Here is a 13,326-nt window from a genome sequence, read left to right on the forward strand (position 1 = left end):
GAGTCGGGGCATGTCTCCAGCGGCGGAACAGGGGCCCGAGGACTTGCGATCAGAGGGAAAGGTACTGGAGCGGGAATGCGTTGTCTGCAACGCCAAGGGCGTCCATGGTCGGGTGGCCGCCGCCCTGGCCCGGGTGGTTCTGGACCGTGAGGTTGCGGTCCACCTGGTCCGGGACCGTGAGGAGGTTGACTGCGGATCCATTCTCGATGTCCTGAGCCTGGCTCTGGTCACCGGAACCCGGGTGACGGTCCGGGCGGAGGGCAAAGACGCTGCCTCGGCCCTGGAGGAGGTGGTGAAAATTCTGGAGCAGGAAGAAGATCCATGAAACACTGCAGCGGGCAGCCTGCCGGGCCGGAACCCAGGACTTTCTATGGTATCGGGGCTTCCGGCGGTATCGTGGTGGGCCGGGCCCTGGTTCTCATGCGCCGTACCCGCCGGGCCGGCTGGTACCATCTGCCACCGGAACAGATAGACCGTGAGGTCGACAGGTTCCGGACCGCGGTTGATCAGGCGGAAGCTGAGCTTAAGGAATTCCGCAGCCAGCTGGCCGAAGATTTGGCCGACTCCCTCTCCATCATCGACTCTCACATCCTCATGGTGCGTGACCGGATGATCCTGGATCGCACGGTGGAGATCATCAGGACAAAGCAGATAAACGCCGAGTGGGCCCTGGCCAGGGCCCTGGGGCGGATCAAGAAAAAGTTCGATCGCATTGACGATCCCTACCTCAAGGATCGCTACAACGATATCAAGTACGTGGCCGACAGGGTATTCGGCCTGCTCTCGGGCCGGGAGATGACCCCGCTATCCGGTATCGACGAGCCGGTCATCATTGTGGCCCACGAGTTCTCGCCGGAAGACACCATGGGGATGCGGTCGGAAAATGTCCTTGGCTTTGTCTGCGAATCCGGCGGAGTCACCTCGCATACCGCCATTGTCGCCCGTTCGCTTGGCATTCCGGCGGTTCTTGGCCTGGAACACATCACCCGGGAATGTGTTACCGGCGATCGCATCATCCTGGATGGATTCTCCGGGCGGGTCTACCTCCATCCCACCCCCGATCAGCAGAAACAGTACCTGGAATATGAGCGCCAGCATCGTGATTTTTCCCAGGAACTGGCCTTTTACATCCATCTTGGTTCCGAGACCCTGGACGGACACAGGGTCCGGTTGGCCGCCAACATCGAAATGCCAGATGAACTGGACACGGTGCTGCGCTACGGTGCCGAGGGAATAGGTCTGTTCCGCACCGAGTTCGATTATTTTCACCGCGAGCAGGTGCCGGATGAAGAGATGCTTTATGCCACCTACCGGGACCTGGTCACCACCCTGGCGCCCCATCCTGTGACCATCCGGACCCTGGACACCGGCGGCGACAAGTTTTCCGGTCATCTCTGTACCAGCGGGGTACGGCTGGGGCAGGAACGCAATCCGGCTCTGGGATTGCGTTCCATCCGCTTGTCGTTACGGGAGCCCTCTCTGTTCAAGGTGCAGCTCAGCGCCCTATTGCGGGCCTCTGCCCACGGACGGCTGCGCATATTGATGCCGATGATTTCCTCTCTCTGCGAGCTGCGGCGGGTAAAGGATATTTTTGCCCAGGTCATGGAGGAGCTTAAGCGAAACCGCCTGCCGTTCAATCCCCGGGTCGAGGTGGGGATCATGGTCGAGGTGCCAAGCGCCGTGATCATGGCCGACACCCTGGCGGCCGAAGTGGATTTTTTCAGTATCGGTACCAATGACCTGATCCAGTATTCCCTGGCCATCGACCGTGGTAACGAATACGTGGCCCACATGTATGAACCACTCCACCCGGCAGTCCTGCGTATGATTCGTCAGACCGTGGAAGCGGCCCATTCCAGGGGGATCGAGGTCTCGCTTTGCGGGGAGATGGCCGGAGATGTGGTAACCGTGCCGGTGCTGCTGGGCCTGGGGGTGGATGAACTCTCCATGCGGCCTTCGGCCCTGCCGTTTGTCAAGCGGATCCTGCGCCACTCCTGCTCCAAACAGCTTCGCGAACTGGGCAACCGGGTGCTCCAGTGCGGCGACGGCGGAGAAGTGCGGAATTTTCTCACCAGCTACCTGCCCAAGTACTATCCAGAGGAGTTTGGCCAGTGATGCGAGAGCGGGAAATGATCCAGGCCATCAGTGACCTTGTGGGCCGAAAGGAGCTGGCCGAGGGCCTTATACGTTCCATCGGTGACGACTGCGCGGTCATCAGCAGGACCGATCGGAGTGTATGGCTGCTCAGTATGGATTCCCTGGTCGAGCAGGTCCATTTTGACCTGCGCTTCCACCCGGCTTACGAGCTTGGCCGCAAGGCGGTGTCGGTCAATGTCAGTGACGTGGCGGCCATGGGCGGGCGGCCGCAGTTTCTACTGCTCTCTCTGGGCCTGACCCCTGACCGGGATCAGGCATGGTTTAAGGAGTTCATGGCCGGCCTTGAGTCGGCCTGCCGGGAGTACGGCTGCCTGCTCATCGGCGGCGACACGGTGTCCTCGCCCAGGGCACTGACCCTGACCCTGACCATCATCGGCGAACAGGACCGGGAGGCGGTGATCTATCGGAGCGGCGCCCGGCCCGGGGACGAGATCTGGGTCAGCGGAGAGCTTGGCCTGGCGGCAGCCGGACTGGATCTGTTCCGCCTGGGTAGCGGTCTCGAAGATCCCGACTTCAAGCCTCTCCTGGCCCGTCACCTGAATCCCCGGGCCCGGGTGGAACTGGGACTCGCCCTGGCCGGGAGCGGGGTGGTCCGGGCGATGCTTGACCTGTCCGACGGATTGGCCACGGATCTGGCCCATCTCTGCAAGGAGAGCGGGGTGGGGGGCAGGGTTGAGGCCAGGCTCCTTCCCGGCCATCCGGCCCTGGACCGGGCCGCTGTCCTGCTGGACCGTCAGCCCATAGACTGGATGATCCGTGGCGGTGAGGACTACGAGCTCCTGTTTACCGCCCCCCCGGCAGCAGGAAAAACTATCCAGACCCTGGCTGCCGGCCAGAACGTGCCGGTGAGCAGGATCGGGTGGATCGTCCGGGAGCATGGCGTGGTCCTCATCCGGGGGGACAGGGACGAAGGAGAGCCGGAACGGATAGATTTCCAGGGATACGAGCATTGTTGAGGGTGCTGCCCGGGAGAGAACTGACAGCTGGAGGCTCGAGAGAGATATGACGGTCGCAAATCTTTTCAAACACTGGACATATCGTATTTTTGCCCCTGGTGTGGTGCTGCGCGAGACCTATGAGGCCTTCAAGGAACTGCTGGTCCATGATTCCCGCTGCCATGAGCTGATGGCCGAGTTCGAGATCCTCTACTACGAGGGGAAACGGGAGGATTTCGCTGCGGTCCGCAAGCGTTACGACCGGTTCAGCCACGAAGTGGAGGGTATGGTCTCCTGCCTGGAACGAATGGCTCCCGGGGCCTGGGTCGATCTGCGCGAGTATTACCGCAAATTTGACTTCTATGTCCGTTTCCTCCTTGCCCCTCCGTCCCTCAACATTACACCCCCCTATGTCCTTTCGCTGGAAGACCCGGCACTTACTCCGGAGCTGGGTGGCAACAAGGCCTGGAATCTCGGACTGCTCAGCCGCGAACTCGGGGCCCCGGTGCCCGATGGCTTTGTCATCACTACCGCGGCCTTCAACTATCTGCTGGAATACAACAACCTGCGTTCCCGGATCGATGAGCTGCTGGCCGAGATAGATATCGAGTCCAGCATGTCCCTGGCCCGGATATCGGCCCGCCTCCAGGCCCTGGTCCTGGAGGCGGAAATTCCTCCGGATATCCGGGAAGCCGTACTTTCGGCTTATGCCGGCCTGGAGCAGAGGGCAGGCCAGGAGATACTTGTCGCCGTACGTTCATCCGCCGTGGCCGAAGACAGCGGTCATTCCTTTGCCGGCCAGTACACCAGTGTGCTCGGTGTCGGGCGGGAGAAAATCCTCGATGGTCTGCGCCAGGTTCTGGCCTCCAAGTACAGCCCCCAGTCCCTCTTTTACCGGATCACCCTGGGCCTGGGCGACGAGGAGACTCCCATGGGTGTCCTGGTACTCACCATGGTGGACGCCAGGGCCAGCGGGGTGATGTACACCCGGGATCCGGCCGCTTCGGCCGCCGATCGTCTGGTCATCCACGCTATTTTCGGTCTGGGGGAGCCCCTTGTCTCCGGAGAAGCCCTGCCCGATATCTTTGCAGTATCCCGTAAGACCCTGGAGGTCGTCGCCTTTCATCCGGGGCGCCATCAGGTGATGCGCCGGCTGGGGCAGGGTGAACTCGAGGATGTACCGATTCCCGCCGAGGACCAGGGTGAATCTGTTCTGTCCGAAGACGAGGTTCGGAATCTTGGTCGCTGGGGGGTAAGGATAGAAGAGTATTTCGCTTCGGCCCGTGACGTGGAATGGGCTGTGGGTCCCGACAGGGAAATATTTCTGGTCCAGAGCCGTCCCCTGGCTGTGGAAGAAAGTGGTGGTTCGGGGGAGCAAGAGGAGTCCCTGCCGCCCATCACTGTGAAGCCGCTCCTTAGCGGCGGTGAAAGGGCCTCCGGCGGAGTGGCCTGTGGGGAGGTCTATCGGGTGGGTGCGCAACACACCCTTGGCGATATTCCCGAAGGTGCCATCCTGGTGACAGAAAACACCGCCCCGTCCCTGGTCCGGATCTTGAGTCGCCTGGGCGGGGTGGTGGCAGACAAGGGGTCCACCGCCGGTCATTTTGCCACGGTCTGCCGGGAATTCGGCGTTCCGCTGCTGGTGGGTACGGGCGAAGCCTCCCGCCTTCTTGCGCACGGGATGACCGTGACCCTGGACGCGGACAACCGGGTGGTCTATCCCGGCCGGATCAGTCTCCTGCTGGCAAACAGGAAAAGGGCTGGCCGACCCTCCCGGGAGGATCTGCCCTGGTTCAAGAAGTTGCGGGCCATCCTCGACTTCATAACCCCGCTTAAACTGGTGGATCCCGCCTCCCCTGATTTTGCTCCCCGTTCGTGTCGCTCCCTCCATGACATCATTCGGTTTGTCCATGAAAAGGCGGTGCAGACCATGTTTTCCCTGGGCGATTCCCTCACCGGTTCGGCCGGGAAATGTTTCCGCCTGCAGACTGATCTGCCGCTGGATATCTACCTGATAGACGTGGGTGACGGGTTGAAACCCGGCAGGCTGCAGGGAGACAGCGTAACCCTCGACCAGATCACCAGCCAGCCGTTTCTGGCCCTGTGGGAAGGAATCAGTCATCCTGGTATCGATTGGCACTCCCGGGAACATTTTGACTGGAAGACCTATGACGATGTGGCCCTTGCCGGTGGGGTCGCGGCCCAGGGTTCGGCCGATCTGGCGACCTATGCTGTCATCAGTCGGGATTATCTCAACATGAACATGCGCTTTGGTTATCATTTCACCCAGGTGGATGCCCTGTGCGGCCCCGAGGATCGGACCAATTACTGCATGCTTCGTTTTGCCGGCGGCGGCGGTGAGTTCACCGGCAGGGCGCTCAGGATTGAATTTCTCCGTCGGGTCCTTCAGGAACTCGGCTTCGAGGTGACGGTCCGGGCGGATCTTCTCGATGGTCGGCTTGGCGAGATGGACTGCGATACCCTTTCCCGGCGGCTCGACATGCTCGGCCGCCTGCTTGGCGCCACCAAGCTCATGGATATGGTACTCCACGACGAACATGATGTGGATGTGGCTGTCCAGGCCTTTTTCCAGGGACACTACAACTTTTCCTCCATGGAGTCGTCATGATCTGGTTCAGGTCCGGGAAGGGCCGAAAGAAAAAGGCAAAGGAAAAGCAGCACCGCTATCCCCTGATCTGGATCACCAGCCAGCTTGCGGTGGGTTATGCGCCCATGTCTTATGCCGAGCTCGATTCCATCCGTAAGCAGGGAATCGACGCCATTGTCAATCTTTGCGGTGAATACTGCGATCTGCATGAAATAGAAGAGAATTCCGGTTTCGAGGTCTATTATCTTCCCATACCCGACGAGTGTGCGCCGGACATGGAGGAGATGGAAAAGGCGCTGGAATGGCTCGACGAGGCCATCTATCTGGGCAAGAAGGTGCTTGTTCACTGCCGTCACGGTCACGGCCGGACCGGGACCTTTGTTTCGGCTTATCTCCTGCGCAAGGGGCTTGGCATGAAGATGGCGGAAAAAAAACTGAAAAACACCCCGGCCGGGCCCACCAACTACAGTCAGTGGAGCCTGCTGCGCAAGTATGGGAAAAAGGAAGGGCAGCTGAGGCTGGCCGAGCCAGCCATCGAACCCCATTCGACGGTGGACCTGGAGCCGCATCTCCGAGCCTACCGCGAACTGGTGGCCGAGGTGGACACGGAGTTGGAAAAGCTTGCCCTCTCTCCCGGATGCGGCACGAAGGACAGTCGTTGCTGCCGGGAATATTTCACCCTGACGCTTATCGAAAGCATCGCCGTCCATTCGGCCATGAACCGCCGTCTCAAGCAGGAGGAGCGCCACAGGGCCATTGAACGGGCGATCGGGGTAGCTGCCGAGATAAAGAAGCTCCGCCATGAGTATGCTGCCGATGAGCCCGACCGGTTCGCCCACCGGTTCGCCGAGGTCGGGCTTCGCTGTCCTCTGCAGCTGGATACGGGTTGCCAGCTTTTTGACGAGCGACCGCTGCGCTGCCGGATATGGGGCCTTGAGACCTTCCGTGCCAGGCAGGATGTGGAAGACAGACTTGCTAACCTTTCACGAAACGTCTATTTTGCATTGACCGGGGAATTTCCCCCGGCGGAGGGGTTGCGCTTTTCCATGGCCGACACGGTTTCAGGAAAATTCGTTCAGGTTTATTTTCACGCCATGATGCAGCATCATGGAACAGCCAGCTAACACCCATGCAGGTTCCCGCCGCCTGCACAACGAAACATGAACTCCGTTGCTTCCCTGGAAGGTGGGACGAGACTTTCATAAAAATGGATCAGCACGATTTGGACAAGAAGGTACTTATTGTCGATGACGAACTGGATATGCTGCGCATGCTGGCCAAGGTCATCGCCAAAAAATGTGGTGTCGAGGTAGAGACCGCGCCATCGGCCCACGAAGCCATGGTCAAGATCGAATCCTGGATTCCCGATGTGGTGATCACCGATATAAAGATGCCCGGCATGGATGGGCTGGAGTTCCTGGAATGGCTGACCCGGTTTGATTCCACCATTACCACCATCATCATGACCGGGTACGGGACCATTGAAATGGCCGTCCGGGCCCTCAAGGAAGGGGCCTATGATTTTTTCGAGAAACCATTTGAAAACGAAAAGATAGTTCATGCGGTCACCCGGGCCATGGAGCGCACCCGGCTGCTGCGGGAAAACCTCCAGCTTCAGCAACGGCTGACCGAGAACCAGCGGGCCTCGGGCTTTGTCGGCAAATCCCGCCGGCTCTGCCAGACGCTCGATCTTCTGGCCCGGCTGGCCCCGTCCAATGCCACGGTGCTCATCCGTGGCGAGTCGGGCACCGGCAAGGAGCTGGCGGCCCGGGCTCTGCACGCGATGAGCAAGCGGGGGCGGAGGCGGATGGTCACCGTCAACTGCCCGGCCCTGCCCGAACATATCCTGGAGTCCGAGCTGTTCGGATATCGAAAGGGGGCCTTTACCGGGGCCGACAGCGACAAGGACGGTCTCTTTCTGGAAGCGGACGGCTCCACCATTCTCCTTGATGAGATTGCCGATATTCCCATCTCGGTCCAGACCAAGCTGCTGCGGGTCCTCCAGGAAAAGGAGATCCAGCCCCTGGGGCAGACCAGGCCCATCAAGGTGGATGTCCGGGTTCTTGCCTCCACCAACCAGGATCTGGAGGCCAAGATCGAACGGGGCGAGTTCCGTGAAGACCTCTTCTACCGCCTCAATGTCATGACCGTGACCATGCCCACCCTGGCGGAGATCGTCAACGATATCCCTCTGCTGGCCCAGCATTTTCTCGAGCTCTACAGCAAGGAGTATGACCGCAGCGACCTGGAATTCACCCCCGAGGCCCTGCAGTGCCTCATGCGCCGGACCTGGAAGGGCAATATCCGGGAGCTGCAGAATGCCATCAACCAGGCGGTCCTGCTCTGCTCGGGGACCCGAATCACCCCGGGCGATCTGATCAGCGACTCCGATGTCGATATCCCGGGCGAGGCGGTTGCTAACCGCACTCAGGCCTGCTTTCTCCATCTGCCCTATAAAAAGGCCAAAGAGGAGGTGCTCAGCTATTTCACCAGTTCCTATCTGACCAATGCGCTCACGGCCACCCGGGGCAACGTTTCTGCTGCAGCCAGACAGTGTGGTATGGAACGCCAGGCTTTCCAGCGCCTCATGCGGCGGCACGGGATCAAATCAGAGGATTTCCGCTGATGGGTACCACCACTTCACCCTCAGGTTCCGATCAGGACCAGATCTACTGTCACTACTGTCCCGGCTACTGCTGCTACCGGCTCGAGGGGGCCTCTCTCTATATCATGGCCGACGATATCAACCGCCTGGCCAGGCATTTCGGTATTTCCGACGGCGAGGTCCGCAAGCGGTACATGGAGGGCAAATACACCTTCAAAACCCGCGAGGACGGTTCCTGCATCTTTCTCGCCAATGACCGGCTCAGTAAACGGTGCAGTGTGCATGAGGCCAGGCCGAAACAGTGTCGCGACTATCCCTACGGCAAACCCTGTCCCTATATCGAGCGCCACGACCTTCTGGCCGCGATCCATCCCCGTATAGCCAAGGCGCTGAACATTCCGGAATAGCGTTCTTTATTCACGATCTTTCCTGTCGGTGCATACAAAGTGTTTCATCTGCAACCATATGGTTGCACTTTGAAGCTCCCCAATCCCCTTTATTCTCCTTTCTTTTCCCACTCTCTCTCCAGGATATTTTTTCTTTTACCTTTGTAACTCACTGAAAGAGCGAGTTTTTGTTTTCTGGAGCAATTTTTCTGACAATTGGCATTTCATGTGCATAATCAAGGGCGAATGTGATGCGGTTTTTGTAATTCTATTTCATCGTTGAAATATCCAGGAGCGTCAACAGTGACAACTATCCGCCCAAAAGCTATTCCCAGGCAACGACCTTGTGGCGGAGCCGGGAAGAAGATTGGGTGCAACCAGGGTGTTGCACCAGGGGGGTGGCTTGTAATCGGGCTCCGGACAGTTCTTTTTTGCTGCATCCAGGCAGCGGCGTGGGGCATGTTTTCCCTGATTCTCCTCCTCTCTGTTCCAGACGCTGCCTGGGCTCTGCAGTCCCATGGTCCCCCGAGGGACTCTATGTCCACCAGATGGCCCATGTGTTTTTTATCTGTGCCATGGGTTACCTGTTCTGGGACATCCGTCGGACTTCGTTTTCCGGGCGGGGCTGGGGCTATCTGCAGATATTCTGCATCTTCATGATCGCCTGGAATATTCTCGCCCTGACCGGCCATGCGGCCGAACTGTTGCTTACGACCGAAGATTTTGTCTTTGGCAACGACCAGGTGCCGACCCACCTCATCGGCGAGGTGAACGCGGCCAAAATCATCTATTTTTTCGGTAAGCTGGATCATCTTCTCTGTGTGCCGGCCCTGCTCTTTCTCTTCCTGGGTCTGCGTTCCTTTTATCAAAATATTGAAAACAGTGACGACCAGGAGGGCAAACCGTGAATCTGCCGCTCCAGGTCACCATAGTCACCGACATGCTGGGCTCGGTCACAAATATCGTTCTGGCCGTCTTTTCGCTTCGCTACGCCTATCTGCTGACCAGAAGACAGCCCGACAACTTCCTCTGGGGTTTTCTCTTCTATTTCTGCGTCGCCCTGGTGGCCTTCTCCATTTCCCGGGCTGCGGGCCATATTGTCAAGCAGCTTCTCATCTTTTCCGGCAATGGGAATATCTGGACCATGATCGCCCCGTTTTCTGGCGGATTCAATACGCTGCTGCTTATTTCGGTCTCCGCAGTCACGGTGTTTTACCACAAGGGGGTTGAAGCCTATCATGCGGTGGAACTGCGGGCCGCCAAGCTCAAGGAGGCCAACCAGCGCCTTGAAATAGCGGCCAAGGAACTTCGCGAGCTGAACCTGCACCTGGAGGAAAAGATCGAGGAGCGCACCGCCGAGCTGGCCAAGTCGGAAAAGAAATTCCGCCACCTCTTTTCCAACTCCAAGGATATGGTCTTCTTCTGCGATACCCATCAGCAGCTCATGGATATCAATGAGTCGGGCCTGGAGATGCTGGGCTATGACCCCAGCGACGCACCCCAGCTCAACCTCTACAAGATCTTTCATAACGAAGACGATATTTTCACCTATTTCGAGACCATGCACGAGAAGGGTTTTATCAAGGATTTCGAGGTGGAGTTCGAAAGGCGGGACGGCTCGATCATAAACGTACTCCTCTCGGCCACAGCCATCTTTGACGAGAAGGGTGAGATGATAGGCTGCGAGGGAATAGCCAAGGACCTGACCCGGGTCAAGACCATGATGCAGCAGCTGGTGGCCAGCGAAAAGATGGCCTCGGTGGGCCAGATGGCCGCCGGTGTGGCCCATGAGATCAATACCCCGCTGGGAATCATACTTGGTTACACCCAGCTGATGATGGACGATTTTCCCGAGGATTCCGAGGTCTACCAGAACCTGGCGGTCATTGAGCGCCAGACCAAGGCCTCACGCAAGATAGTGGCCGATCTGCTCAAGTTTTCCCGCCAGTCCGAGTCGGCCAGGGAGAATCTTTCCCTGAACGAGATACTTACCGATGTGATCGCGGTGACCGAGCACAGTCTCAACCTGGACCATATCCAGGTACATCTCGACCTGGATCCGGACCTGCCGGAGGTGGTCGGCGATGCTGAAAAGCTGAGGCAGGTTTTTGTCAATCTCATCAACAACGCCCGCCATGCCATGGAGGAAGAGGGACGGGGGGATCTCTATCTCTCCACCTACTATGACAGGGAGGACAACATGGTGGTGGCCGAGGTGAGAGACACCGGGCATGGCATACCAGAAAAGGTCAAGGCCAAGATCTTTGACCCGTTTTTCACCACCAAGGCTGTCGGCAAGGGTACGGGGCTTGGACTCTCGGTTTCCTATGGCATCATCAAGGATCATGGGGGCATCATCGAGGTGGAGAGTCCGGTGAAGGACCGTGATACAGGACAACAGATTCAGGGAACCAGGTTCAGAATCCTGCTGCCGCTGGCCCAGGAGCCGGACCCGGTCGCCCTGTGAACCAAACTGGCAAGTACTACATCAACAACCAAGGAGGAAAAACAATGGCTGAGATACTGGCACTCGATGATGTTCAGGACGCAACCGTCCTTATCGGAAAGATTCTTTCCAAGAAAGGACATAACGTTCACACCTTTACCGAGGAAGATGACGCGGTGAACTTTGCCAGGGAAAACAAGGTCGATCTGGCGATTCTCGATATCAAGCTCAAGAAGATGAGTGGAGTGGAGGTTCTGGCCCTGCTCAAAGACATCAACCCGGACATGCATGCCATCATGCTCACCGGGTATCCCACGGTGGAAACAGCCAGGGAGGCGATCAGCCTGGGAGCCGATGAGTACTGCGTCAAACCCATTGATCGCGATGAACTGGAAGAAAAGGTTGAAAAGGTCCTGAACTCAAAGATCAAGGCAGGAACAGGGCAGATCTGATCTGTCAGGCGGGAAAAGGATATGGTACCAGCCAGCAGACCGACAAGACAGCAGGAGTTTCTGAAGGTATTTCAGAAAGTCACCAAGCTGATTTCAATGGTTCTCGATCACCAACAGGTGATGGATACCATTGTCCGCAGCCTGCCCGACCTGCTTGATGTGGATGCCTGTACCATCCGTCTGCTCGATGCCTCCAGCAACACCTTTGTTCTCGGCGCGGCCTACGGTCTGTCCATGGAGTATCTCTCCCGTCAGTCCATCGACACCGAAGAGACCATGGAGATGATCAAATCGGGCTACCCGGTGGCCAAGACCGATCTGGACAAGGATCCCAGTTATGCAGACCGGGAAGCCGCCAGTCGCGAGGGGATCAAGTCGGTCCTGACCCTGCCCATCCTGTTCCAGGATTCCATCATCGGCATCATGCGGCTCCTGACCAGGTCCAACCGGGTTTTTTCCGCCGAGGAGGTCTCCTTTTCCATGGCCCTGGCGGAACAGGTGGGCATTGCCATATCCAATGCCCGGATGTTCAGGGAGATGGAAAACCAGGTGGATTTCATGAAGGAGGTCCAGGACATTTCCCGCCTGGTCAACTCCACTCTGGACCTGGATACGGTCCTCAATACCATCGTCGAGCGGGTGCCCCGCTCCATCGGCGCCATGGCAGCCTCCATCAGGCTTCTCAACCCGCAGACCAACAAGCTGGAGCTGGTGGCCTCCTATGGTCTCTCTGACCGTTATCTCCAGCGGGGCCGGATCGAGGCGGAAAAGAACGTGGTCATGGTCCTTTCCGGTGACCCGGTGGCCATCTACGATGTGGCCAACGACGAGCGGGTCTTCTACAAGGAACACATGGAAGAGGAGGGGATCAAATCGCTGCTTGCCGTGCCGATCAAGGTGGGCCAGGAGGTCATCGGTGTCCTGCGGATACTGACCGATGAACACCACTGTTTCACCTCCTCGGAGGTCAACTTCGTCTCCACTGTAGCCGAGTCCAGCGGTACGGCCATCCAGAATGCCCGGACCTACCAGAAGATGAACCTGCTCTTTGCCCAGATCGAGGAAAACGAGCGGTTTTTAAGTGACATTCTGGACTGTATCCGCCCGAGGCTCGTGGTGGTCGACCGTCAGAAACATGTGGTCCTTGCCAACCGGGTCATGCTTGAAGAGCTGGGGTTGCCCGAAGGGGAGGTTCTGGGGATGGATTATCACGATCTCTGCCCGGCCACCGAGGATCTGGACGAACCTTGCCCGGTGGACCGGGTCTTAGCCACCGGCGAGGTCGCCACCCAACTGCACCGGATGACGGTGGATGGCGAGGTACGCTGGTACGAACGGACTGCGTCCCCCATGCTCGATCCCGACGGGAATGTTCAGTATGTAATCGAGATCATACGTGATGTGACCACCAAGCGGCGTCTGGAGGAAGAGCAGATGGAGCGGATCAAGCTCCAGAGCGTGGTGGAGATGGCCGGCACCGTGGCCCATGAGATCAACTCTCCGCTCTTCGCTGCCCTCGGCACGGCCCAGCTGCTCCAGGAAGATCTGCCCGGGGAAGAACACAGGCAGGAGCTGGACACGGTTATCCGCAATCTGAAAACCATCAGCGAGCTGACCCGGAAAATGACCAGCATGACAGGGTTTGAAAGCCGGGACTATGTGGGCGAGACAAAGATTGTCGAGCTCAAATAAGAGAGGCAGGAAGGAAAACAACATGATCCATGCGCGGAAACGGTT

General features: G+C 58.4%; 11 protein-coding genes. All 11 read left to right on the plus strand.

Annotation, left to right across the window (positions count from 1 at the left end):
* The first annotated feature begins 10 nt into the window (after nt 1-10).
* The 11 genes from GF1_RS04970 to GF1_RS05020 all read left to right on the plus strand — a co-directional run bounded on the left by GF1_RS04970 (nt 11) and on the right by GF1_RS05020 (nt 13,281).
* On the plus strand, nt 11-325 hold the full coding sequence (locus GF1_RS04970; RefSeq protein ID WP_267928521.1) for an HPr family phosphocarrier protein: 315 nt from the start codon (nt 11-13) through the stop codon (nt 323-325).
* Nucleotides 322-2,115 (plus strand): phosphoenolpyruvate--protein phosphotransferase, encoded by a 1,794-nt coding sequence (gene ptsP / locus GF1_RS04975; protein ID WP_267928522.1) that lies wholly within the window; start codon nt 322-324, stop codon nt 2,113-2,115. Before GF1_RS04970 ends, ptsP begins: the two co-directional genes overlap by 4 nt.
* Nucleotides 2,115-3,113 carry a thiamine-phosphate kinase gene (gene thiL / locus GF1_RS04980; RefSeq protein ID WP_267928523.1) on the plus strand — a complete coding sequence of 333 codons (999 nt, stop codon included), beginning with the start codon at nt 2,115-2,117 and terminating at the stop codon, nt 3,111-3,113. Before ptsP ends, thiL begins: the two co-directional genes overlap by 1 nt.
* A gap of 46 nt (nt 3,114-3,159) precedes the next feature.
* Nucleotides 3,160-5,721 carry a PEP/pyruvate-binding domain-containing protein gene (locus GF1_RS04985; RefSeq protein ID WP_267928524.1) on the plus strand — a complete coding sequence of 854 codons (2,562 nt, stop codon included), beginning with the start codon at nt 3,160-3,162 and terminating at the stop codon, nt 5,719-5,721.
* Nucleotides 5,718-6,824: a protein-tyrosine phosphatase family protein gene (locus GF1_RS04990; RefSeq protein WP_267928525.1), complete on the plus strand. Its 1,107-nt coding sequence runs from the start codon at nt 5,718-5,720 to the stop codon at nt 6,822-6,824. Before GF1_RS04985 ends, GF1_RS04990 begins: the two co-directional genes overlap by 4 nt.
* 83 nt (nt 6,825-6,907) lie before the next feature.
* Nucleotides 6,908-8,326 (plus strand): sigma-54-dependent transcriptional regulator, encoded by a 1,419-nt coding sequence (locus GF1_RS04995; protein ID WP_267928526.1) that lies wholly within the window; start codon nt 6,908-6,910, stop codon nt 8,324-8,326.
* On the plus strand, nt 8,326-8,712 hold the full coding sequence (locus GF1_RS05000) for a YkgJ family cysteine cluster protein (RefSeq protein ID WP_267928528.1): 387 nt from the start codon (nt 8,326-8,328) through the stop codon (nt 8,710-8,712). Before GF1_RS04995 ends, GF1_RS05000 begins: the two co-directional genes overlap by 1 nt.
* Nucleotides 8,713-9,239: 527 nt before the next feature.
* Nucleotides 9,240-9,599, plus strand: coding sequence for a hypothetical protein (locus GF1_RS05005; protein ID WP_267928529.1), 360 nt, complete (start codon nt 9,240-9,242; stop codon nt 9,597-9,599).
* A complete protein-coding gene (locus GF1_RS05010; RefSeq protein WP_267928530.1) occupies nt 9,596-11,158 on the plus strand; it encodes a two-component system sensor histidine kinase NtrB in 1,563 nt (520 codons plus the stop codon). Before GF1_RS05005 ends, GF1_RS05010 begins: the two co-directional genes overlap by 4 nt.
* A gap of 44 nt (nt 11,159-11,202) precedes the next feature.
* Nucleotides 11,203-11,589 (plus strand): response regulator, encoded by a 387-nt coding sequence (locus tag GF1_RS05015; protein WP_267928531.1) that lies wholly within the window; start codon nt 11,203-11,205, stop codon nt 11,587-11,589.
* Nucleotides 11,590-11,610: 21 nt separating this feature from the next.
* Nucleotides 11,611-13,281 carry a GAF domain-containing sensor histidine kinase gene (locus GF1_RS05020; protein ID WP_267928532.1) on the plus strand — a complete coding sequence of 557 codons (1,671 nt, stop codon included), beginning with the start codon at nt 11,611-11,613 and terminating at the stop codon, nt 13,279-13,281.
* The last annotated feature ends 45 nt before the right edge of the window (nt 13,282-13,326 follow it).

It is taken from the genome of Desulfolithobacter dissulfuricans (assembly GCF_025998535.1).
Taxonomy (GTDB): domain Bacteria; phylum Desulfobacterota; class Desulfobulbia; order Desulfobulbales; family Desulfobulbaceae; genus Desulfolithobacter; species Desulfolithobacter dissulfuricans.

Excerpts from the sequence above, each read along its gene's own strand:
- GF1_RS04970 (WP_267928521.1), top strand. The coding sequence starts at position 11 with ATGTCTCCAGCGGCGGAACAGGGGCCCGAGGACTTGCGATCAGAGGGA.
- ptsP (WP_267928522.1), top strand. The coding sequence starts at position 322 with ATGAAACACTGCAGCGGGCAGCCTGCCGGGCCGGAACCCAGGACTTTC.
- thiL (WP_267928523.1), top strand. The coding sequence starts at position 2,115 with ATGCGAGAGCGGGAAATGATCCAGGCCATCAGTGACCTTGTGGGCCGA.
- GF1_RS04985 (WP_267928524.1), top strand. The coding sequence starts at position 3,160 with ATGACGGTCGCAAATCTTTTCAAACACTGGACATATCGTATTTTTGCC.
- GF1_RS04990 (WP_267928525.1), top strand. The coding sequence starts at position 5,718 with ATGATCTGGTTCAGGTCCGGGAAGGGCCGAAAGAAAAAGGCAAAGGAA.
- GF1_RS04995 (WP_267928526.1), top strand. The coding sequence starts at position 6,908 with ATGGATCAGCACGATTTGGACAAGAAGGTACTTATTGTCGATGACGAA.
- GF1_RS05000 (WP_267928528.1), top strand. The coding sequence starts at position 8,326 with ATGGGTACCACCACTTCACCCTCAGGTTCCGATCAGGACCAGATCTAC.
- GF1_RS05005 (WP_267928529.1), top strand. The coding sequence starts at position 9,240 with ATGGCCCATGTGTTTTTTATCTGTGCCATGGGTTACCTGTTCTGGGAC.
- GF1_RS05015 (WP_267928531.1), top strand. The coding sequence starts at position 11,203 with ATGGCTGAGATACTGGCACTCGATGATGTTCAGGACGCAACCGTCCTT.
- GF1_RS05020 (WP_267928532.1), top strand. The coding sequence starts at position 11,611 with ATGGTACCAGCCAGCAGACCGACAAGACAGCAGGAGTTTCTGAAGGTA.